Origin of the sequence: Ensifer sp. SL37 (genome assembly GCF_026672675.1) — a bacterium.
In the GTDB taxonomy this organism is placed as follows: Bacteria; Pseudomonadota; Alphaproteobacteria; order Rhizobiales; family Rhizobiaceae; genus Ensifer; species Ensifer adhaerens.
On the sequence record NZ_JAPPRN010000006.1, the window covers coordinates 458,802 to 480,053 of the forward strand.

21 protein-coding genes are annotated in these 21,252 nt (G+C 62.4%); 12 read left to right on the forward strand and 9 right to left on the reverse strand.

Annotation, left to right across the window (positions count from 1 at the left end; genetic code table 11):
• Window positions 1-52 precede the first annotated feature (52 nt).
• The 3 genes from OVA00_RS14445 to OVA00_RS14455 form a co-directional block, all read right to left on the reverse strand.
• Window positions 53-1,849 carry a GGDEF domain-containing protein gene (locus OVA00_RS14445; RefSeq protein WP_268089230.1) on the reverse strand — a complete coding sequence of 599 codons (1,797 nt, stop codon included), beginning with the start codon at window positions 1,847-1,849 and terminating at the stop codon, window positions 53-55.
• 218 nt (window positions 1,850-2,067) lie between these two features.
• Window positions 2,068-2,502, reverse strand: a complete 435-nt coding sequence (locus OVA00_RS14450; RefSeq protein WP_051659152.1) for a DUF3995 domain-containing protein — start codon at window positions 2,500-2,502, stop codon at window positions 2,068-2,070.
• Window positions 2,503-2,536: 34 nt separating this feature from the next.
• Window positions 2,537-2,938 carry a hypothetical protein gene (locus tag OVA00_RS14455; protein WP_162770763.1) on the reverse strand — a complete coding sequence of 134 codons (402 nt, stop codon included), beginning with the start codon at window positions 2,936-2,938 and terminating at the stop codon, window positions 2,537-2,539.
• An 83-nt stretch (window positions 2,939-3,021) separates the two neighbouring features.
• On the opposite strand from OVA00_RS14455, the gene OVA00_RS14460 reads away from it, so the two are divergent.
• The gene (locus OVA00_RS14460; protein ID WP_268089231.1) at window positions 3,022-3,594 is read left to right on the forward strand and encodes a TetR/AcrR family transcriptional regulator; all 573 of its coding nucleotides are present in this window, start codon (window positions 3,022-3,024) and stop codon (window positions 3,592-3,594) included.
• A gap of 2 nt (window positions 3,595-3,596) precedes the next feature.
• Here OVA00_RS14460 and OVA00_RS14465 read toward each other — a convergent pair whose 3' ends face one another.
• Entirely contained in the window at window positions 3,597-4,145 is a 549-nt protein-coding gene (locus OVA00_RS14465; RefSeq protein WP_034789210.1) for an HdeD family acid-resistance protein, read from the reverse strand.
• A 146-nt stretch (window positions 4,146-4,291) separates the two neighbouring features.
• Between OVA00_RS14465 and betI the strand changes: the two genes are divergently transcribed.
• The 6 genes from betI (at window position 4,292) to OVA00_RS14495 (ending at window position 11,727) form a co-directional block, all read left to right on the forward strand.
• A complete protein-coding gene (gene betI, locus OVA00_RS14470) occupies window positions 4,292-4,894 on the forward strand; it encodes a transcriptional regulator BetI (RefSeq protein WP_134886160.1) in 603 nt (200 codons plus the stop codon).
• A complete protein-coding gene (gene betC, locus OVA00_RS14475) occupies window positions 4,891-6,426 on the forward strand; it encodes a choline-sulfatase (protein ID WP_268089232.1) in 1,536 nt (511 codons plus the stop codon). Before betI ends, betC begins: the two co-directional genes overlap by 4 nt.
• 1 nt (window position 6,427) lies before the next feature.
• A complete protein-coding gene (betB, locus tag OVA00_RS14480; protein ID WP_060584210.1) occupies window positions 6,428-7,891 on the forward strand; it encodes a betaine-aldehyde dehydrogenase in 1,464 nt (487 codons plus the stop codon).
• Between the two features lie 272 nt (window positions 7,892-8,163).
• On the forward strand, window positions 8,164-9,813 hold the full coding sequence (gene betA, locus OVA00_RS14485; protein WP_060603925.1) for a choline dehydrogenase: 1,650 nt from the start codon (window positions 8,164-8,166) through the stop codon (window positions 9,811-9,813).
• Between the two features lie 219 nt (window positions 9,814-10,032).
• The gene (locus tag OVA00_RS14490) at window positions 10,033-10,926 is read left to right on the forward strand and encodes a sigma-70 family RNA polymerase sigma factor (protein ID WP_113294585.1); all 894 of its coding nucleotides are present in this window, start codon (window positions 10,033-10,035) and stop codon (window positions 10,924-10,926) included.
• 165 nt (window positions 10,927-11,091) lie between these two features.
• Window positions 11,092-11,727: a flavodoxin family protein gene (locus OVA00_RS14495; RefSeq protein ID WP_089043836.1), complete on the forward strand. Its 636-nt coding sequence runs from the start codon at window positions 11,092-11,094 to the stop codon at window positions 11,725-11,727.
• Window positions 11,728-11,735: 8 nt separating this feature from the next.
• Here OVA00_RS14495 and OVA00_RS14500 read toward each other — a convergent pair whose 3' ends face one another.
• A complete protein-coding gene (locus OVA00_RS14500; protein WP_090294736.1) occupies window positions 11,736-12,215 on the reverse strand; it encodes a DUF6644 family protein in 480 nt (159 codons plus the stop codon).
• Complete coding sequence (locus OVA00_RS14505; RefSeq protein ID WP_034789195.1) at window positions 12,212-12,601, reverse strand: DUF6152 family protein; 390 nt, start codon at window positions 12,599-12,601, stop codon at window positions 12,212-12,214. The genes OVA00_RS14500 and OVA00_RS14505 overlap by 4 nt, the downstream gene beginning before the upstream one ends.
• Before the next feature lie 382 nt (window positions 12,602-12,983).
• Here OVA00_RS14505 and OVA00_RS14510 point away from each other — a divergent pair, with 382 nt between their 5' ends.
• From OVA00_RS14510 to cysN, 4 genes are all read left to right on the forward strand, one after another.
• Window positions 12,984-14,897 (forward strand): HAMP domain-containing methyl-accepting chemotaxis protein, encoded by a 1,914-nt coding sequence (locus OVA00_RS14510; RefSeq protein ID WP_268089233.1) that lies wholly within the window; start codon window positions 12,984-12,986, stop codon window positions 14,895-14,897.
• Between the two features lie 231 nt (window positions 14,898-15,128).
• Window positions 15,129-15,887 carry a phosphoadenylyl-sulfate reductase gene (locus OVA00_RS14515; protein WP_034789190.1) on the forward strand — a complete coding sequence of 253 codons (759 nt, stop codon included), beginning with the start codon at window positions 15,129-15,131 and terminating at the stop codon, window positions 15,885-15,887.
• 43 nt (window positions 15,888-15,930) lie between these two features.
• Window positions 15,931-16,884 carry a sulfate adenylyltransferase subunit CysD gene (gene cysD / locus OVA00_RS14520; RefSeq protein WP_060516276.1) on the forward strand — a complete coding sequence of 318 codons (954 nt, stop codon included), beginning with the start codon at window positions 15,931-15,933 and terminating at the stop codon, window positions 16,882-16,884.
• A complete protein-coding gene (cysN, locus tag OVA00_RS14525; RefSeq protein ID WP_192370705.1) occupies window positions 16,884-18,389 on the forward strand; it encodes a sulfate adenylyltransferase subunit CysN in 1,506 nt (501 codons plus the stop codon). Before cysD ends, cysN begins: the two co-directional genes overlap by 1 nt.
• Before the next feature lie 130 nt (window positions 18,390-18,519).
• Here cysN and OVA00_RS14530 read toward each other — a convergent pair whose 3' ends face one another.
• Window positions 18,520-18,663, reverse strand: coding sequence for a hypothetical protein (locus tag OVA00_RS14530; protein WP_268089234.1), 144 nt, complete (start codon window positions 18,661-18,663; stop codon window positions 18,520-18,522).
• A gap of 488 nt (window positions 18,664-19,151) precedes the next feature.
• Between OVA00_RS14530 and OVA00_RS14535 the strand changes: the two genes are divergently transcribed.
• Window positions 19,152-19,331 (forward strand): hypothetical protein, encoded by a 180-nt coding sequence (locus OVA00_RS14535; RefSeq protein ID WP_034789185.1) that lies wholly within the window; start codon window positions 19,152-19,154, stop codon window positions 19,329-19,331.
• 68 nt (window positions 19,332-19,399) lie between these two features.
• Here the strand turns inward: OVA00_RS14535 and OVA00_RS14540 are convergent, their stop codons facing one another.
• Window positions 19,400-20,236 carry a glycosyltransferase family 8 protein gene (locus tag OVA00_RS14540; RefSeq protein ID WP_268089235.1) on the reverse strand — a complete coding sequence of 279 codons (837 nt, stop codon included), beginning with the start codon at window positions 20,234-20,236 and terminating at the stop codon, window positions 19,400-19,402.
• Window positions 20,237-20,592: 356 nt separating this feature from the next.
• Entirely contained in the window at window positions 20,593-21,006 is a 414-nt protein-coding gene (locus OVA00_RS14545; RefSeq protein WP_034789415.1) for a hypothetical protein, read from the reverse strand.
• Window positions 21,007-21,252: the final 246 nt, after the last annotated feature.

The window sequence follows — 21,252 nt, forward strand, 5'->3', positions numbered from 1 at the left end:
AACGCGAGGCGAAAAGGCTGATTGTCGAACGACCGGCCGTCGAAAGCGCAGCTCAGCCGCCGAGTGCATCCATGACAAGACCGGTATCGCTCGCCTTGGCGCGCGACTTGATCTCGGCGATGCGGGCGCTGACGGCCTGGGCGTCGGAGAAAACAAAGCCTTCGGGCAGCCCAAGGACGGCGATCGAGCAGCGCATCAGCGGAAAATCCTTCGCCGAGCCGTCACGGCCGTAGCCGCTGATGCGGCCCTCCGCCTGATGCTCTGGCGAATAGAGCTGGCCTACGTCGGAGCGAAAATCGTCGAGCAGGCGGTTCAGCACCGCTTCCAGCTCCTCGACCGAACAGCCGCTGACACCGACGAAGAAGTCGTCGCCGCCGACATGGCCGAGGAATTTCTCCTCGCCGATGAAATGGCGGCGCAGCAGGGCGGCAAAGAGCGTGATCGCGAGATCGCCCTTCTGGAAACCGTAGGTATCGTTGAAGGGCTTGAAGTCGTCGAAATCGCAATAGCAGAAGTAACGCGCATGATCGCCGTCGAGGATCGCGTCCTGGACATAGTCGCGGATGGCGCGGTTGCCGGGCAGACCCGTCAGCGGATTCTGCTCCTGGGCCATCTTCAATTGTTTTTCGTTGATAATCTTCAAGAGCGACGAGGCCGAGAGCGTGCCGGCGTAGCGCATGTTCTCCGTCAGGATCAGGCAATCGCTGCCGTCCATGCCGGCGAAGATCTTCAGCATTTCATCCGCCGGCGTGTCGAGATCGGCAATCGGCGCCGGGCTGGCGAAGTGCGAAATCCGCCGCTGGTAGATCCGGTTCTTCAGGAGATCGCGGCCGAAAGGGTGATAGATCAACTCCTTGACGTGATACTCGTGCAGGATGCCGCGCGGCTCGCCATTGGCGTTCAGGACCGGGAAGAATCCCTGGCGCGGATTGCGCCGGAAGAGATCGAAGACGGAATCGAGTTCGTCACTTTCGCGAACGGTCGGCAGTTGCTCGATCTGCTTGCGGATCAGGATGCCGTCCAGCGAAGACGAGGACCGCCGGCTGGCGACGCTATGGTCGAGATGCGGATAGGCAGGCAGAAGTTCGCTCAGATGCGTCGTCGGCCGGGCGACGTAATAACCCTGCACCAGATCGCAACCGAGGTCGCGACAGGTCAGAAACTCCGCCTCCGTCTCCACACCTTCGGCAATCACCCGCGTGCCGAGCACATGGGCGGTGTTGACCGTGTGGCGGACGAGATGGCGCTTGCGGGCATCGGCCTCGATGCCCGAGACGAAGTGTCTGTCGATCTTCACATAGTCGACCGGCTGGTCGCAGAGCAGCTTCAGCCCGTTGAAGCCGGCGCCGAAATCGTCAATCGCCAGCTTGAAACCGGCAAGCCGGAGATCACGCACGAGGGCCGAGAAATCCGGTATCTTGCCGCCATCGAAGCGCTCGGAAAGCTCGAAACAGAGTGCCGACGGGGCGATATTGGCGCGCTTCAAGTGGTTGACGAGGCGTTCGACGATGTCGCCTTCACCGCCAACGAGGCGTGAGTCGAAGTTGAGGAACAGCGTGCGTGCGGAATGATCGGGCAGCGTCGCAAAGCCGGCGACGGCGCGACTGTTGATCATGTGTTCGAGCGCCAGCAGCTGCCCTTCTTCTTCCGCCTTGTCGAGCAGCTCCAGCGGCGAGGCAAAGCCGAGTTTCTGAAAGCCGCGCATCAGGGATTCGTAGCCGAAGACGGTGCCGGTCGCCGCTTCTGCGATCGGCTGGAAGGCGGTTTCGATCACCAGCTTGGCGAGCGTTACGATCTGGTCGTCGCCAAACCGGCGCAACGAGAGAATTTCGGCGGGGGCGGCGGACATGCCGGGCTCCAGAAATATGGGACGGACGGTCGAACGCCGGCAGCATGGCCAGCAAGCGTCAACGAAGTCTTTCCCCATTATGAAGCTTTGATGAAAGCTATGTGACAGCCGCAACTGCGCCAATCAGATGCAAACACTCTAATGAAATCAGTAGTTTCATGAGCAAGTCCTGCGATCGGTCGGCGTCTGCCCCATCCTGACCGTCGCGCCAGGATGGTTCAGACGAGAACGAGCAATGTCAGGTATCCGGCACCGATGACCAGGCAGAGCGGACCGTAGATGCGACGGTCGAGCGTCACGAAGGGCTCCGTGCCGTGGCGTTGGTGGAACGCGGTGGTGAAGGCCAGGAGGCCACGGGCGACGAAGATGGCGGCAAGCCCCGCAAGGCCGCCATGGCCGAGGATCGGCGGCAAAAGCCCTGCAAAGACGGGCGTCACGGACAATGGCAGGAGCGCCGCCGCAAAGAGGAGTACGACGACGACCAGCGTCAGCCAGACCGGCGGCATCGCCGACCGGTGCTTCGTGCCGACCACCGTGCGGACAAGCGTTTCTTCGTCGTCACAGGGCCAAAGTCCGCCGAACGCCCAGTAGGCATGCAGCCCGGCGATACCGGAAAGAACGAGGAAAAGCAGGATCGCGATTGCCGCCAACATGATGGGTTCCTTGCTTGCCTGTGGGCGGACCGCCTCAAGCGGTTACGGTTGACGGAGACCCTTTGCCCGACCGCACGCCGATCGCCGCGAGCGCGGCCATGAGGAGAAAGGCCGCCCATTGCGGCGTGGTCGAGAGAGAACCGAGATAGGCAAACCCGTAGCCGATGAAGAGCACCGCATAGGCGAGATATTGCACGATCACCGCAGCGGCCAACGGCGCACGGTAACGCCCGTTCACGGCGGCAAACAGCAGGGCGATACTGTTGATCAGGAGGATGGCGCTCGTCGCGTGCCAGAGAAGCGAGACATAGGTTTTAAGCAGCGCCGAGGGGCTGCTTGCAAGCAAAGGCACATGCACCTCCGGCCCGCCGGCAAAGAGATGAATGCCCGATGTCGCCAGGGACAGGATGCCCGCTGCCAGAAGCCATTTGCTCATGCCTTCGCCTCCAATCTTCACCATACGGCAGCGTATGTACGCGACCTGGTTGCATCAGTCAATACGCTGACGTATGGAAGGCTATGACGACAAAAAGTACCCTCACGAGCGATGATTGGATCAAGGCCGCCTTCCGCGCACTGACGACCGGCGGCGTGCAGGCGATCCGGGCCGAGGCGATCGCCCGCGACCTGAAGGTGAGCAAGGGCTCCTTCTATTGGCATTTCAAGGATGTGCCGGATCTTAAGGCAAAGATGTTAGCCCATTGGGCGCGCGAAGCGACAGACGCGATCATCGCGGAAATCGAAGCCGTGGAAGTAACGGCGCAGGAGCGATTGCGGTTGTTGGTGCATGCCGCGACCGACGAACGCAGCCTTCCCTATGGCGGCTTGCTGACGGACGGCGCGGTCCGCGAATGGGCGCGCTTCGACACCATGGCCGCCATAACCCTTAAGTCCGTCGACGAACGCCGCCTTGGCTACATTGCCGACCTGCTCGGTCATTGCGGATTTTCGTCAAGTGAGAGCCACAGCGGCGCCAGCGCGCTCTACGGCGCGCTGATCGGACTTGAGGCGCTCGCTGCAAACGGTCTTGCCGATCTTCGCGGCGATCTGCTCCGGCTGCTCGAGGCGCTGCTCGGCAGCACCTCGCGCTAAACTCAGCCCTTGGCCAGAACGCCGAAGGCGATCAGCGACAAGCCCTGCATGACGAGGTCGACGGCGAGAAACAGGCCGAGGATCCAGAGGCTGTTGACCGGCCAGCCGGCAGCGATGATCAGGCCGGCCACAAGCGTGACCAGACCGCCGAGTGCAACCCAGCCCCAGCCCTGCAGCGGCCTGAGCTTCAGGCCAACCCAGATGCGGAAGCAACCCGCGACGATCAAGGCGATCGCCATGATAAAGGTGAGGAAGGACGAGGCGAGCACGGGATTGATGAAGGCAAAAAGGCCGGCGATCGTATAGCAGGCGCCGCTCAGGCCCCAGTAGAGCACGCTGTCCCAGCCCTTTACCTGAAAGGCGTGGGCGAGATTGAACAGCCCGCCGACCAGCATGATGATCCCGACATAATAGACGGACGCGACCGTCGCCATCAGCAGATTGCCGAAGGCAAGGCCGCCGCACATGATCAACAGCACGCCGAGGGCGACGAACCACCCCCATTTACCGGCAACCGCTGACTTGTCGGCTCGATCGAATGCGTGGGTCATCTCAACCTCCAGTCCTTTGCAACGCGAGATCGCTAACGCGGGGATTGAGCCGGATTTCTGCACAAAAGGAAAGTGAAAACACAGTCGATTTTTATTGATTGATGAGTCAATCAAAAATAGACTGATCATCGTCAAGGGAGAGACGGATGCCAAAGGTCGGGATGGAACCGGTGCGCCGCAAGGCGCTGGTCGACGCAGCGCTGCGCGTGATCGGCGATCAGGGCACGCTTGCCGTCACCATGTCCGAGATCGCCCGCCACGCCGGCGTTTCCCCTGCCCTTGCCCACCACTATTTCGGCAGCAAGGAACAATTGCTGATCGAGACCATCCGCAGCCTTCTAAGGCAATTGCGCGACGACACGGTGACGGCGCTCCGCACCGTGGCAGGCCCGCGCGAAAGGCTGAGCGCGCTCATCCGCGTCTCCTTCCAGGCAAGCCAGTTCGCCCCTGATACGATCGCCGCCTGGCTTGCCTTTTACTCGGAAGCGCAGCGCTCGGAAGAGGTGCGGCGGCTGCTCGTGGTCTATGCCCGGCGCCTGCGATCCAATCTGCTGGCGAGCCTCAAGACGCTTTGTGCCGATGATGACGCGGAACGCATTGCCGAAGGCGCAGCTGCGATGATCGACGGGCTCTATATCCGCCAGAGTCTGCGCTCCGCGCCGATCAGCATCGAAGCTTCGATCGCGCTTACCGAAGACTATGTCACCTCGCACATCGATCGGCTCACATTCCAGGGAACGGCCGCATGACCGCAAGACCGAACATCCTGATCATCATGGTCGACCAGCTGAACGGAACGTTCTTTCCCGACGGACCGGCCGCGTTCCTGCATGCGCCGCACCTGAAGGCACTCGCCGCCCGCTCGGCCCGGTTCCGCAACAATTACACCTCGTCGCCGCTCTGCGCCCCTGCCCGCGCCTCGTTCATGGCCGGGCAACTGCCGAGCCGCACCCGCGTCTACGACAACGCCGCCGAGTACCAGTCGTCGATCCCGACCTATGCACACCACCTGCGCCGCGCCGGCTACTACACGGCGCTGTCGGGCAAGATGCATTTCGTCGGCCCGGACCAGCTGCACGGCTTCGAGGAACGGCTGACGACCGACATCTACCCGGCCGATTTCGGCTGGACGCCAGACTATCGCAAGCCCGGCGAGCGCATCGACTGGTGGTACCACAATCTCGGCTCGGTCACCGGCGCCGGCGTCGCCGAGATCACCAACCAGATGGAATATGACGACGAGGTCGCCTTCCTTGCCAACCAGAAGCTCTACCAGCTGTCGCGCGAAAACGACGACGCGGAGCGCCGCCCCTGGTGCCTGACGGTCTCGTTCACCCACCCGCACGACCCTTACGTGGCGCGAAAGAAGTTCTGGGACCTCTACGAGGATTGCGAGCATCTGTTGCCCGAGGTCGGCATGCTGCCGGACGACCGGCAGGATCCGCATTCCAAGCGCATCATGCATTCCTGCGACTACGTCAATTTTGACCTGACGGAAGACAACATCCGCCGCTCGCGCCGCGCCTATTTCGCCAACATTTCCTATCTTGACGAAAAGGTCGGCGCACTTCTGGATACGTTGACGCGCACCCGCATGCTCGACGACACGCTGATCCTCTTCTGCTCGGATCACGGCGACATGCTCGGCGAGCGCGGCCTGTGGTTCAAGATGAACTTCTTTGAGGGTTCTGCCCGCGTGCCGCTGATGGTCGCCGGCCCCGGCGTCGCAGCCGGCCTGCATCTGGCGCCGACCTCCAATCTCGACGTGACGCCGACGCTTGCCGACCTCGCCGGCATTACCATGGACGAGGTCAAGCCCTGGACCGATGGCATCAGCCTGGTGCCCATGATCAACGGCGAGGAGCGCTCAGAGCCGGTGCTGATGGAATATGCGGCGGAAGCCTCCTACGCGCCGCTCGTAGCCATCCGCGAAGGCAAATGGAAATACATCCACTGTGCGCTCGATCCCGACCAGCTCTACGATCTCGAAGCGGATCCGCTGGAACTGACAAACCTCGCTGCCAAGCCCGAAACGCCGGTACAGGCGGCAACCCTGCAGGCGTTCCAGGACATGTGCGCCGCCCATTGGGACATGGAGGCCTTCGATGCCGCCGTGCGTGAAAGCCAGGCCAGGCGCTGGGTGGTCTATGAGGCGCTCAGGAACGGCGCCTATTACCCCTGGGATCACCAGCCGCTGCAGAAGGCATCCGAGCGCTACATGCGCAACCATATGAACCTCGACAATCTCGAGGAATCCAAACGCTATCCGCGGGGAGAATGACATGAAAGCCCAACCGCAAGCCTCGCACTTCATCGACGGCGAATATGTCGAGGACATCGAAGGCACTGTCATCGAGAGCATCTACCCGGCGACCGGCGAAGTGATCGCCCGGCTGCATGCGGCAACGCCGGCGATCGTCGAAAAGGCGATTGCCGCTGCCAAGCGCGCCCAGCCGGAATGGGCGGCTATGAGCCCGACGGCGCGCGGCCGGGTCCTTAAGCGCGCCGCCGAGATCATGCGCGAGCGCAACCGCGAGCTCTCCGAGCTCGAAACGCTCGACACCGGCAAGCCGATCCAGGAGACGATCGTCGCGGATCCGACCTCCGGCGCCGACAGTTTCGAGTTCTTCGGCGGTGTCATCGCCACCGCCCTCAATGGCGACTACATCCCGCTCGGTGGCGACTTCGCCTACACCAAGCGCGTGCCGCTCGGCGTATGCGTCGGCATCGGCGCCTGGAACTATCCGCAGCAGATCGCCTGCTGGAAGGGCGCACCGGCGCTTGCCGCCGGCAACGCCATGGTCTTCAAGCCCTCGGAAAACACGCCGCTCGGCGCCCTGAAGATCGCCGAAATTCTCGTCGAAGCCGGCCTGCCGAAGGGCCTCTACAATGTCATCCAGGGCGATCGCACCACCGGGCCCCTGCTCGTCAACCATCCTGACGTCGCCAAGGTGTCGCTGACCGGCTCGGTCCCGACCGGCAAGAAGGTGGCGGGTGCAGCAGCGGCCGAACTCAAGCACGTCACCATGGAGCTTGGCGGCAAGTCGCCGCTGATCGTCTTTGACGACGCCGACCTCGAAAGCGCCATCGGCGGCGCCATGCTCGGCAACTTCTATTCGACCGGCCAGGTCTGCTCGAACGGCACCCGCGTCTTCGTGCACAAGGGCATCAAGGAACAGTTCCTGACGCGGCTCAAAGCCCGCACCGAGGCGATCGTCATCGGCGACCCGATGGACGAGGCAACGCAGCTCGGGCCGATGGTCTCGGCGCCACAGCGCGACAAGGTCTTTTCCTATATCGAGAAGGGCAAGGCCGAAGGTGCGCGACTGGTGACCGGTGGCGGCATCCCGAACGCCGTGAACAGTGAAGGCACTTATATCCAGCCGACGGTCTTTGCCGACGTCACCGACGGCATGACGATCGCGCGCGAGGAAATCTTCGGGCCTGTCATGTGCGTGCTCGACTTCGACGACGAGGCCGAGGTGATCGCCCGCGCCAATGCCACCGAATTCGGCCTTTCGGCCGGCGTTTTCACCGCCGACATTACCCGCGCCCACCGCGTCGTCGACCAGCTGGAGGCCGGTACGCTGTGGATCAACACCTACAATCTCTGCCCGGTGGAAATCCCCTTCGGCGGCTCCAAGCAATCCGGCTTCGGCCGCGAGAATTCGGTCGCGGCGCTCAACCATTATAGCGAGCTGAAGACCGTTTATGTCGGCATGGGGCCGGTGCAGGCGCCGTATTGAGTATTGGGGCTGCGGCCGCCCCCCTAGCCCTCTCCCCGCTCGCGGGGAGAGGGGACGAGGCCTGCTCGCCAGACCACACGCGGCAACGCATAGGGACGTCAGAGAGGGAGCAAGACATATCCGCGTTTTCCTTCTCCCCGCCTGCGGGGAGAAGGTGGCGGCAGCCGGATGAGGGGGGGGGGGGATCCCTCACCGTGCGTATGAGCGGCGCATCCCGTCACTGCGGATGAGAGGCATGCCGAGGGGCAACGATTAAAAGAAAGACGACGCTTATGCAGGCAGATTACATCATCATCGGCTCCGGCTCCGCCGGCTCGGCGCTCGCCTATCGCCTCTCAGAAGACGGCAAGAATACCGTCCTGGTACTGGAATATGGCGGAACGGATGCGGGGCCGTTCATCCAGATGCCGGCAGCGCTTGCCTGGCCGATGAGCATGAAGCGCTATAACTGGGGCTATCTGTCTGAGCCTGAGCCGAACCTCAACAACCGCCGCATCACCGCGCCGCGCGGCAAGGTGATCGGCGGTTCCTCTTCGATCAATGGTCTCGTCTATGTGCGCGGCCATGCGGAAGACTTCAACCGCTGGGAAGAACTCGGCGCGCGCGGCTGGGCCTATGCGGATGTGCTGCCCTATTTCAAGCGCATGGAAAACAGCCACGGCGGCGAAGCCGGCTGGCGCGGAACCGACGGACCGCTGCACGTTAAACGCGGCCCGGTCCACAATCCGCTGTTCCATGCCTTTATCGAGGCCGGCCAGCAAGCCGGCTTCGAACTCACCGATGACTATAACGGCTCGAAGCAGGAAGGCTTCGGGCTGATGGAGCAGACCGTCTGGCAGGGCCGGCGCTGGTCGGCGGCAAACGCCTATCTGAAGCCGGCGATGAAGCGGCAGAACGTGTCGCTCGTGCGTTGCTTCGCCCGTCGGATCATCATCGAGAACGGCCGAGCGACCGGGGTCGAGATCGAGCGCGGCGGCAAGATCGAGGTCGTCAAGGCCAACCGTGAGGTCGTCGTCTCGGCCTCCTCGTTCAATTCGCCGAAGCTCTTGATGCTCTCGGGCATCGGCCCAGCCGAGCACCTGAAGGACATGGGTATCGAGGTGAAGGTTGACCGACCAGGCGTCGGCGCAAACCTGCAGGACCATATGGAGTTCTATTTCCAGCAGATTTCGACCAAGCCCGTGTCGCTCTATTCCTGGCTGCCCTGGTTCTGGCAGGGCGTTGCCGGCGCGCAGTGGCTGTTCTTCAAGAAGGGCCTCGGCATCTCCAACCAGTTCGAGGCCTGCGCCTTCCTGCGCTCGGCCCCCGGCGTCAAGCAGCCAGATATTCAGTACCACTTCCTGCCGGTGGCGATCAGCTACGACGGCAAGGCGGCCGCCAACACCCACGGCTTCCAGGTGCATGTCGGCTACAACCTCTCGAAGTCGCGCGGCAACGTCACGCTGCGCTCCTCCGATCCGATGGCCGACCCCGTCATCCGCTTCAACTATATGAGCCACCCGGAGGACTGGGAGAAGTTCCGCCACTGCGTGCGCCTCACCCGCGAGATCTTCGGCCAGAAAGCCTTCGACCACTACCGCGGTCCGGAGATCCAGCCGGGCGAGAAAGTCCAGTCGGACGAACAGATCGACGCGTTCCTGCGCGAGCATCTGGAAAGCGCCTACCACCCCTGCGGCACCTGCCGGATGGGTGCCAAGGACGACCCGATGGCGGTGGTCGATCCGGAGACCCGCGTCATCGGTGTCGAAGGCCTTCGTGTCGCCGACAGCTCGATCTTCCCGCACGTGACCTACGGCAACTTGAACAGCCCGTCGATCATGACCGGCGAGAAGGCGGCCGACCACATTCTCGGCAAGCAGCCCCTCGCCAGATCGAACCAGGAACCGTGGATCAACCCGCGCTGGCAGGTCAGCGACAGATAGTTCGCCGCAAGGCGAACTTTTTTGCCGGCGACCGACAGCCGCATGTCACATTCGCCGGTGTTATCTTGTCTTGTCTTCTCGAGTGCTTGAGATGAAGGAGACGAAGATGACAGCGAAGCCCGATCCGCATGGGACCGCCGCAGCGGTGATGCCATCATGGCCCCGTGTGCGCGCTAGCCATTTCGGGGCCGGCCGCGCCATATCGCAGCGGGGCGCGTGATGGCCGGGATGACCGACGAAGACGTCAGAACGACCTTCGGCGCGGTACGCCCGCGACTGATCCGCCTCGCCTATCGCATGCTGGGCTCCGTCAGCGAAGCCGAAGATGTCGTACAGGAAGCATTCCTGCGCTGGCTGAACGCCGACCGTGCGGCCGTCAAAGAACCATCGGCGTTTCTGGGCCGGATCGTGACACGCCTTTGCCTCAACCAGTTGAAGTCGGCACGGCGGCGGCGCGAAACCTACCTCGGGCCATGGCTGCCGGAACCGGTCGTCGAGCAGTGCGACGAACTAGACGACATTACCCTGCCTCTGATGATGGCACTGGAACGCCTGTCGCCGCTGGAACGAGCGGCCTTCCTGCTGCACGACGTCTTCGGTGTCAGCTTCGACGAAATCGGCGAGACGCTCGGCCGCAAGGCAGCAACCTGCCGTCAACTGGCCAGCCGTGCCCGTGTCAATGTCCGCGAGACCCGCCGCCGATTTGCGATGCCACGGGAACAGGGCATGGAAATCGCCGCCGCCTTCTTTGCCGCTTCCCGTGGCGGCGATTTGCACAAGCTTCGTTCGCTGCTTGCGACCGGCGCGATCGTCTATGCCGACGGCGGCGGCAAGACAGTGGCGCCAAGACGGCCGATCGTCGGAATAGACGAGGTGATAATGCTGCACGCCTCGCTGAGGCTGATCTTTGCCCGGGCGATGTCGCGGCTCGTGCGTTACGAGTTCATCAATGGGCTGCCTGGCTTTATCACCATCGAAGACGGGGTCCTGCAGACCACCGCGATCGAGATCGAGCGGGATAGAATCACCGTCATCTATGTCACGCGCAATCCGGACAAGCTAAAACACCTCCCAGAAGCGCTGACATATCTCGATGCTCCGGCCGTTCATTGAGCGACGGGTGACCGCGCCCTAACGATCGCGCCCCCGCGCGCAGGCACCAGAGCCGACAGCTCTGCTGATCGCCCCTGCTCCAAACAAACTTAACCTGCCACGCGCCGAAGGCGCGTGCCTCTACTCGCTCGGCAGGCCCAACACCAAACCATAGGAGACCAAACCATGAGCAACATATGCATTGCCGTCATCTACCACAGCGGATACGGGCACACGGCACGCCAGGCCAAGGCTGTTAAAGCCGGTATCGAGCGCGTCGACGGCGCACAAGGTCTGCTCCTAGCGGTTGAGGATGCACCGGCACGGTGGAACGATCTCCGCTCGGCCGAGGCGATCATTTTCGGCACGCCGACCTATGTCGGAGGCCAGTCAGCCGCGTTCAAGTCATTTCAGGAAGCGAGTTCCAGTGCCGTGATGGCCAAGGGCTACCTTTGGAAAAACAAGTTTGCTGCCGGTTTCACCAACTCGGGAACCGCCTCGGGCGATAAACTCGCGACGCTGATGCAACTTGCTCTCTTTGCTGCCCAGCATGGCATGCACTGGATCAACCTCGACCTACCACCGGCCAACCACTCGACCAAAGGATCACCTGACGATCTCAACCGGCTTGGCTTCTGGCTGGGCGCCGGCGCCCAGTCCTATGTCGACCAGGGCGCCGATCTGGCGCCGCCACCATCCGATCTTGAGACGGCAAGTCATCTCGGCCAACGCGTGGCCGAGACAACGCTGCAGTTCGTGCGAGGAAGAACGGTCGAACAGGAGCCTGCCCTTCCCGCGTGGAGAACGGCAGGCGAGCGATAGGATCAGCGTCAGAGAAAGCCGATCCAGCGGCCGGCGAGCAGAGCACCCAGCCATGTGACCAAGGAGGCAAGCGCCTGCGCACGCAGGCGCAACGCAACCGCTCCCCCTGCGCGCGCGACCGACCAGGCCGTACCCGCGCGGACCGACAGTGCATTGAGCGTTCCGATTGCCAGCAGCGCGAGCTTGGTCAGAAACGCCGGATTGGCGAGATAGGCCGAAGGCCTCACGCTGAAGAGGCAAAAGCCGGTGACGATCGCGATCGCCAGGCCGATCGCAGCCGCTTGCGCCAGAAAGGGTCCAAGCACCGCGACGGGCGCATCACCGACAAGCCCGAGCAGCCTCAGATCAAGCGGTACGATCGCGCCGATGAGCAGGCCGATCGCGAGAATATGAGCCGCGTTGACCACAAGATAGAGGATCGCCGAGCGTCTGAGCGCCGCGCCCACCGGCCAGCCGGCGATCCACTCGACGAGTTCCGCGCCGCTCATCCACCGGCCCGGATGCGTTCCGGATAGATGTCATAGGTCTTGCCGGCGACCGTGATGCGCACCGCCTTCATGCGCTTTTCGTTCGGGTCGAGCGAACGGTTGCCGAGAACGATGATCTCGTCACCGGCCTTGGCCGATCCCTCGACAAAGCCTGAGCGCTCCGTCTGGCGGGGATTGCCGAGTTCGACGTGCCACATGCCATCCGTGGACGACTCCACCTGTAAGGTCGGATGCGGCGGCGCCATCGAGATCTCGCGGATGGTGCCCTTGAGCTCGATCTGGTCGGCCTCGGCCCAGGACCATCCGTGATGGGCATAGGCGCCGGTAACCAGAAGCCCCGTCAGGATGATTGCGACAACGCCACGGCGTGAAATGGCATTCAACATGTCCCTGCTCCTTCGCCTGTTTCGGAGAGGTGGCAGCTTGAACCCGAAGAGCGTTTTGCGAAAGGACGCGGTCTTCAACACTTCTTGAGCATCGCAGACAGCCACCGCCTATGGTTGCGATAATCTTGGGTTGCGCTAACTTCAATCAACAGCTTAAAATTTAGCCATTCTTAATCTCCGGTTGTTATGTCTATATGAGACGGAGTGAACGCTGGGCGAACATGCCATGACGGCAGTTTCGCCGCGCAATATCGCGTGCTCCATCCCATCATCGACATCACTCCCCTGCCAAGGCGAGCTCGCTTACCGATGCCTTTGCGGCCGTGCCCGCGGCCATCGGCCGAGGATGATTTGCCTTGCGGGCAACCGCGGAGCGTTATTCATGACAATCAAAGCACGCCTGCTCGTCTGTCTGTCCCTGCTCGCCGTCGCCATGCTGGTCATGATCGTTACGGCCTTCAGTGCGCTGACTTCCATCTCCAAACGCACCGAATCGATTGTCGTCGACCGGTTGCTGCCGGTCGACCACTTGAAGACGGTGTCCGACATGTATGCGGTCGAAATCGTCGACACGACCCATAAGGTCCGCAGCGGCGCCCTGGACTGGGCGGCCGGCGCAAAAGCGATCGACGCGGCGCTTGCGACCATCGACACGCGCTGGCGCACCTACGAAGCCACACGGCTCACGCCGGAGGAAAAGACGCTGACCGAGATTTTCGACAGGGCGCGCATCGCAAGTGATGCGTCGATCCGCGATCTCGTGCAGATCATGCAGCGTCAGGACAAGGCCGAACTCGAACGCTTTGTCGATACCAAGCTCTACTCATCAGTCGATCCCCTCGCCGCGCCAATCAGCGACTTGATCAAGCTGCAGCTTTCCGAGGCTAACGGCGAGCTCGAAGCGGCGAATGCCGAGAAGGACAACCTGACACTCTGGCAAAGTGTGATTGCTGGCTTCGCCCTGCTCATGCTTGGCGCGACCGTCTGGTTCGTCATTGCCGGCCTGCTGCGCCCGCTGACGAGCCTGCGCGAAGCCATGCGCCAGCTTGCCGCCGGCAATCTCAAGGCACTGATCTTCGGCGAAGGTCGCCGCGACGAAATCGGCCAGATGGCCGGCGCTGTCGCCGTCTTCCGAGACAATGCGCTGGAACGCGAGCGGCTGGAGCAAGAGGCCGAAGCCGGTCGTTCGCTGTCTGAACGCGAGCGTGAACAGCGCGAGGCACAGAAGGCGAAAGAGGCGGCCGAGGTCCAGGCGGCAGTCAGCGCACTCGGCTTTGGTCTCGATCGCCTTGCCGAAGGTGATCTGACCTTCCGCATCGACACGCCGCTTGCCGAACGGCTCGACGCGCTGCGAACCAACTTCAACAGCTCGGCCACCAACCTCGAAGAGGCACTGCGCTCGGTCGGGGAGAATGCCCGCAGCATCAATGCCGGCGCCAGCGAAATCCGCTCCGCCGCCGGCGACCTCTCCAAGCGCACGGAACAACAGGCCGCCTCGGTCGAGGAAACAGCAGCTGCGCTCGACCAGATCGCCACCACCGTCGCCGATGCCAGCCGGCGCGCGGAAGAGGCGGGCACGCTCGTCACCCGCACCCGAGGCGCTGCGGAGAAATCCGGCGAAATCGTCGGCAATGCCGTCACCGCCATGAGCGGCATCGAAGCCTCGTCGCGGGAGATCTCCAGCATCATCGGCGTGATCGACGACATCGCCTTCCAGACGAACCTCCTGGCGCTCAACGCCGGCGTCGAGGCGGCTCGCGCCGGTGAGGCGGGCAAGGGTTTTGCCGTCGTCGCCCAGGAAGTGCGCGAGCTTGCCCAGCGCTCGGCTCAGGCTGCCAAGGAGATCAAGGTGCTGATCGCCACATCCGGCCAGCAGGTCAAATCCGGCGTCACCCTGGTGCGAGAGACCGGCGCGGCACTCGAAAGCATCATCGTCGAGGTCAAGGAGATCAACAACCACGTGACGGCGATCGTCGAAAGCGCCCGCGAACAGGCAGCCGGCATCCAGCAGATCAATACGGCGGTGAATGCCATCGACCAGGGCACGCAGCAGAATGCGGCGATGGTGGAGCAATCGACCGCCGCCAGCCACAGCCTTGCCCGCGAGGCCGGCGCGCTCAACGACCTCCTGATGCGCTTCAGGACCGGCAACGGCTCTTCGGCAGGACCACGCCTCGTGGCAAGTGGTGCCACGGAAAGTGCAGCCCCCTCGCCCGCACGTGCGTTGACCCGCAAGCTCGCCGGCGCCTATCGCGGCGGCGCGCGACCACAGGAGGACGGCTGGGCGGAGTTCTGACGATCGGGCTTCGGCCGCAAAACAAGGAGACGCGAGCCGCAGGGTTCGCGTCTCCAGCTTTTGCCACATACAGTATTAAATCTAGTAAATTACTAGTCTATATTCGGTTTTTCGCTGCTTTTCGATCTGAGAGGCAGATTTGCTCCAAACAAACAGCATTAGAAACCGCTATTTCTGTCCATTGTCCTGTTCGGCTGCGATATTCCGCCCAAGTTGGAACAGGACGCAGCCATGACCACGTCATCCCTCGAAACCACCGCCAAGGCACTGAACGAGAGGCTCGAAAGCCTGGATCTCGCCGGACGGCTGGCGCTCGTTGCAAGCCTTGAAGGGCGGGCAGTCTTCACGACCTCGCTCGGCATCGAGGATCAGGTGATTACCGCCGCGATCGGAAAGAACAAGCTTGCCGTCGATGTCGTCACGCTTCAGACCGGTCGTCTCTTCGATGAGACCGCGGCGCTGATCGACAAGACGGAAGAAGCCTACGACATCCTGATCAAGCGCTACCATCCGGAAAAGGCCGACATCGACGCCTATGCGGCGCGCTACGGTCTCAACGGTTTCTATGAAAGCGTCGAAGCGCGACATGCCTGTTGCGACGTGCGCAAGCTGAAGCCGCTTGCGCGCGCACTCGAAGGAGCAAGCTTCTGGGTTACCGGGCTGCGCCGCGGCCAGTCGGGCAACCGTGCCTCCACGCCCTTTGCCGAGGCAGATGCCGAACGCGGCCTGATCAAGATCAATCCGCTGGCCGACTGGGACATCGAGACCATCAACAGCTACGTCGCCACGCACGCCGTTCCGGTCAACCCGCTGCACGCCCGCGGCTATCCCTCGATCGGCTGCGAGCCCTGCACCCGCGCCATCAAGCCCGGCGAGCCCGAGCGCGCCGGCCGCTGGTGGTGGGAGAACGACGAGAAGCGCGAATGTGGTCTGCATGTTCCCGAGGCCGCCGCAAGCTCCATCATCCCCAATTCGAGCAGCGCCGCCTGAGGCTGGCGCGCTCATCCGAAGACAAATCTTCCCGGAGACTGAAATGCCCCACATCCATCCGGAAACGGAACTGCATAATCCGCAGAGTGCCAAGCCGCCGCTCGATCCGCATCTGAAGGCGCTGGAAAACGAAGCGATCCACATCTTCCGCGAAGTGGCCGCCGAGTTCGAGCGCCCGGTCATGCTTTATTCGATCGGCAAGGATTCCTCGGTTCTCTTGCATCTGGCACGCAAGGCCTTCTATCCCGGCCGCGTTCCCTTCCCGCTGCTGCACGTCAACACCGGCTGGAAATTCGCCGAGATGATCGCGTTCCGCAACGAGATCGTCGAGCGCTACGACCTTGACCTGATCGAGCACGTCAATCCGCGCGGTGCCGCCGAGAACGTCACGCCGTTCACCCACGGTTCGGCGCTCTATACGGACATCATGAAGACCGAGGCACTGCGCCAGGCGCTCGACGCCGGCCAGTTCGATGCTGCCTTCGGCGGCGCGCGTCGCGACGAAGAGGCGAGCCGCGCCAAGGAGCGCATCTACTCCTTCCGCACGCCCGACCACCGCTGGGACCCGCGCAACCAGCGTCCGGAACTCTGGAACGTCTACAACGGCATGATCCGCAAGGGCGAGAGCGTGCGCGCCTTCCCGCTGTCCAACTGGACCGAGGTCGATATCTGGCGCTACATCCAGGCCGAAGACATTCCGATCGTACCGCTCTACTTTGCTGAAAAGCGCCCGATCGTCGAACGCGACGGCATGATGATCCTCGCCGAAGACCCGCGCCTCGAACTTTTGCCTGGCGAGACCAAGCGCGAAGAAGTCATCCGCTTCCGCACGCTCGGCTGCTTCCCGCTGACCGGCGCCATCCGTTCGACCGCGACGACGCTCGACGACATCATCTCCGAACTCGAAACCGCGACCGTTTCCGAACGCCAGGGCCGCGCCATCGACCGTGACCAATCCGGCTCGATGGAAAAGAAGAAGCGCGAAGGATATTTCTGATGACCGCAACCGCAACCGCGAATGCCGTCGAGCACGTTGCAGCTGGCGAAGTTCTCGCTTTCCCGGCGCAGGAGCCGGCGCGCGCCACCCGTGACAGCCGTCCCCTTCGGCTCATCACCTGCGGCTCGGTCGACGACGGCAAGTCGACACTGATCGGCCGCCTGCTCTGGGACACCAAGGCGGTCAAGGAAGACCAGGCAGCGACGCTTCAGCGCGATTCCAAAGGCAAGCAGAACGATCTTGGCCTTCCCGATTTCGCGCTGCTGCTCGACGGGCTGCAGGCCGAGCGCGAACAGGGCATCACCATTGATGTCGCCTATCGCTACTTCTCGACCGACAAGCGCTCGTTCATCGTCGCCGACACGCCCGGTCATGAGCAATATACCCGCAACATGGCGACCGGCGCCTCGACCGCCGATCTCGCCGTGCTGCTCGTCGACGCCCGCGTCGGACTGCTCGAACAGACCCGCCGGCATGCGACGATCGCGACGCTGATGGGCATCAAGCAGTTCGTGCTGGCGGTCAACAAGATCGACCTCACCGACTACAACCGCGCCCGTTTCGAAGAGATCAGCCACGAGTTCCGCGAGCTGGCGCTGTCGCTTGGCGTGCGCCAGGTCATCGCCATCCCGGTCTCGGCGCTAAAGGGCGAGAACGTCGTCTACGACGGCCGCGCCTCGATGCCCTGGTATGACGGCCCGACGCTGATCGAGGTACTGGAGCTGGCAACCACCCGTTCGGCCCAGACCGTTGGTTTCCGCCTGCCGGTGCAGCGCGTCTCGCGGCCCGGCGAAAGCTTCCGCGGCTATCAGGGCACGGTTGCCGGCGGCTCGGTGAAGCCCGGCGACAGTGTTGTCATCCTGCCCTCGGGCATGGTTGCCAACGTCACCAAAATCGTCACCTTCGATCTCGTGCGCAACGCAGCGGTCGCCGGCGACGCGATCACGCTCGTGCTCGACCGCCAAGTGGACGTCTCGCGCGGCGACATGATCGTCGCGATCGACAGCCAGCCGCTGACCGGTCTTTCCTTCGACGCCCAGCTCGTCGCGCTGCAAGCCGAAGGCATCCAGCCCGGCAAGCGCTACTGGCTGAAGAGTGGCAGCCGACGCCAGCGCGTCCAGGTGCAGCCGGCAAGCCAGCTTGACCTCCAGACCGGTAAGTGGAACCAGGCCGATCAGCTGCCGATGAACGCCATCGGCAAGGTGCATCTTGCCTTCGACGAGCAGGCGATCTTCGACACCTACGAGCAGAACCGCACCACCGGCGCGTTCATCCTGATCGATCCGGACACCAACAACACGGTGGCGGGCGGCATGATCACCGCCAAGCGCTCGGCGCTCGGCGGCATCCACACGGAAGACGCCCGCGTCATCCTCTCGCTGCCGGCCGACCTTGCCGACCAGCTGATGGCGACCGAACTTTTCGCCGGTCGCCGCGAGGAAGCCGAAGTCCGCCGCGTCTCCGCCGGCAGGGCCGTGGAGATCATCGACGACATCGACGGGTGAGCGACATCGCACGCAGCAAAAAGGGGCCGGAGCGGCCCCTTTTTATTTTGCATGGACGGCTGAGAACCAGTGGTGATCGCCGTGGACGCATTTCGACAGCTTGCCGGAGGCGCAACTCCGCAGGCATCCATCAAACCTGCTGCTCGATCGCAGGAAGAGTGATCGTCAGCGGCGCAGGATCGGCGTGCTGCCAAAGCTGGTAGCCGACGACGCTGCCAAGAATAGCGGACCAAATGGCGATCTCGCGAAAGGTAAAAATTGGTTCCTTCAACATCTGAGCCTCTCGGGCAAAAACAAGTGTTGATGGAAATATCGCCCCGATTGTTCACGCTGATAAGACACCAATCTGCGAACACGTCGTTTCCATGTGAACAATAAACGGCCTGCGTCGGCGCCGCGATCGCCGAGGTCAAGGTTCCGTTGCGGCGTTATCAAGCCGGAGAGGCGTTGTTTCAAAATGAAACAACGCTGGTAATCGCTTCACCATGGCGCAATCCTCGCGCGATCACGACTATCAATCCAACGCCGCATTCGTAACTTGGCGCGTCGATCATGAGGATCGATAGGGCTGTTTCACCGTTTCCGAACGCCGTGGGACAGTCCGCCTGACCATGGACGAATGAAAGCGGACGCGACGTTCGCCTTCACCCTCGCCCGGAACATTTGCATCGACGGTCGCGCACCCTGCGGTGGACAGAACCGCTCTCCTCGGCGTATCTGGGCGGCCTTGGCGCAAGAATGCCGAATCAGGGAGACGACAGGGTGAGCACCGACAAGCAACCGGAAACCACCGTAAAGGTCGAGAAACGCATCAACGGCAAATGGTGCTTCGTCATCAAGTTCCGCGGCGTCACCTACCCCGCCCAGGGCAACTTCACGTCGATGCTGGAGGCACAGGCCGCCGCTCAATCCGTGCTGAACGGCCTGGAAAAGCGGGGCTGACCGAGCGGATGGCTGGCGGCGGTGCTATGCGGCCCGCGCCGCACTGCCGCTACACAAGTCAAGCGCAGCTACCGAGCAAACGCCGAGAGCCACTGCCACTTCTTTCTGATCGATAGCAGCAGCGTGCGAATGCGCCGGTCGCGATTTGTGATTAGTCGCGCCGAACGCCAGGGCGTTTGTTTCCGGTACTCCAGAAACGTCGCCTTCTCCGGGTGCTCGCATTCTTTCGTGTTCGGCTTGGCGTGAGTGAAGTGCACGATGGAAGCTTGAGAATAGTCTTCCCACCCCTTCTGCGCATTCCAGTGGCCGGGAAGATGAACGAAGTTCCCTTCGGTCGTAAGGTTCAGTACGTCCTGATCCAAGAAATCGAACGAACGCGCCTGAAGCAGCCTGGCAATGCGAGCCGTGTAGTCCTGCGCGTTCCAGGCGTCGATATCGACCAGCAGGACTCCCGCGTTGAAGTAGGGTGTGTTCGCCTCCCGGCCGAGCGACGGATTGAAACGCGTCGGGTCATCATAGGGAACGGCTGCAACGGCCCTGCCTTCAAACGACAGATCGGCCAGTGGTGCCAGGCTCTTTTTGATCAGCGTGTCAGCGTCCAGGTAGAGCAGACGGTCGTGCCGGTCGGCTAGCAATTCCGGCAGATACAGTCGAGCGTAGGTAGCGCGGCTCCAGTAGCTCGTCGTCTTCAGGCCTGAGATTTTTGAGAGAATGTCGCTTTCGACATCGATGAAGCACAGCTTCCGTTTGGCACAGGCTTGCAGCATTTCCTTGTCGGACGCCCGCAGCCCGTCACCTAGGATAAAGACCTGCGCATCTGGAATGCCACCGTTCTTTTCGAGCGAGTAAAGCATGACACCCGCGAGTTCCGCGAAGCGCCTGTCGATCGAGCATGCAACAATCATTTAAAGTCAATTTCAGCAATGCAACGCGCAGCCACAGGGCCGCATGCAGTGTCCAGGCCAAAAGCAAGATCGCGCTCGACCGGACATACCGGTAGACGCTTTGATTGCTTTCATTTGAAATGGCGTGACCCTCGCCAAGCGAGGGCCACGCTCATGGTGTCGCGCAATATGCGACGGAAGTATCAATGAAATTAATAGGTCATCTCTTACCCGAAAACACGCGGATGCACTGGTGTGCTTCTCTTCATGGCGAATGACTTCGCACACCATGCTTCCGCGTCAAGTGGGCAGAGCAGATAATAGTTGTTTGTCCGCAGAATCTCGCGCAGATCGTGTAAAAGACCTGCGCGCGGCACCTATTCGGTCGCGGACCGGATGATGTTGCAAAGGCCTTCCTGCACCACCTGCTTGGTGGCCACCTGCCCCACCTGAATATCAAACATCGCATCAACCCGCGTGCCTGAACCGCGCTTGCGGGCGACGACTCGCAATGTCTGCAGCCGCCCGGAGCCTGCCGTATCCTGGTAAGCTTCGATGGTTCCGAGTGCCTTGTTGATCTCGATCCCGGAAAAGCCTTCCGCCGCGACGCCCCGCGCCATCCGCTGCAGAGCGGTCTCGGGCTTCAGCTTCGGGAACTCCTGCCAGGTCTTATAGAAAACAGGCGTCACCAGCGGAACGCCGCTCGCCTTGAAATTCTTCTCGCAGCTCTGCGCCGCCGCCACCGAATGGCCGGCCACCAGCAGAACCGTCGCAATGGATAGATGCTTGATCGACATTCCCGTTCCCCGTCGTCCGTGATTGAATGGCGGGAACCTAGAGGCTTCGCCCGCATGCCGACAGAGCAACCCCGTTGCGAATACACCTCTATTCGACCAACGGCTTTTAAGCGGCGACGAACGGCATTTACGCAGACATTAAGGCACCGGAGTGCACCGTCGCGAATAGCCATCTCAAACAACCCAAACCGGTTGCGTCACAAAAATGTGCAGCACTGGTTGTGAATCCACCGGCGAGGC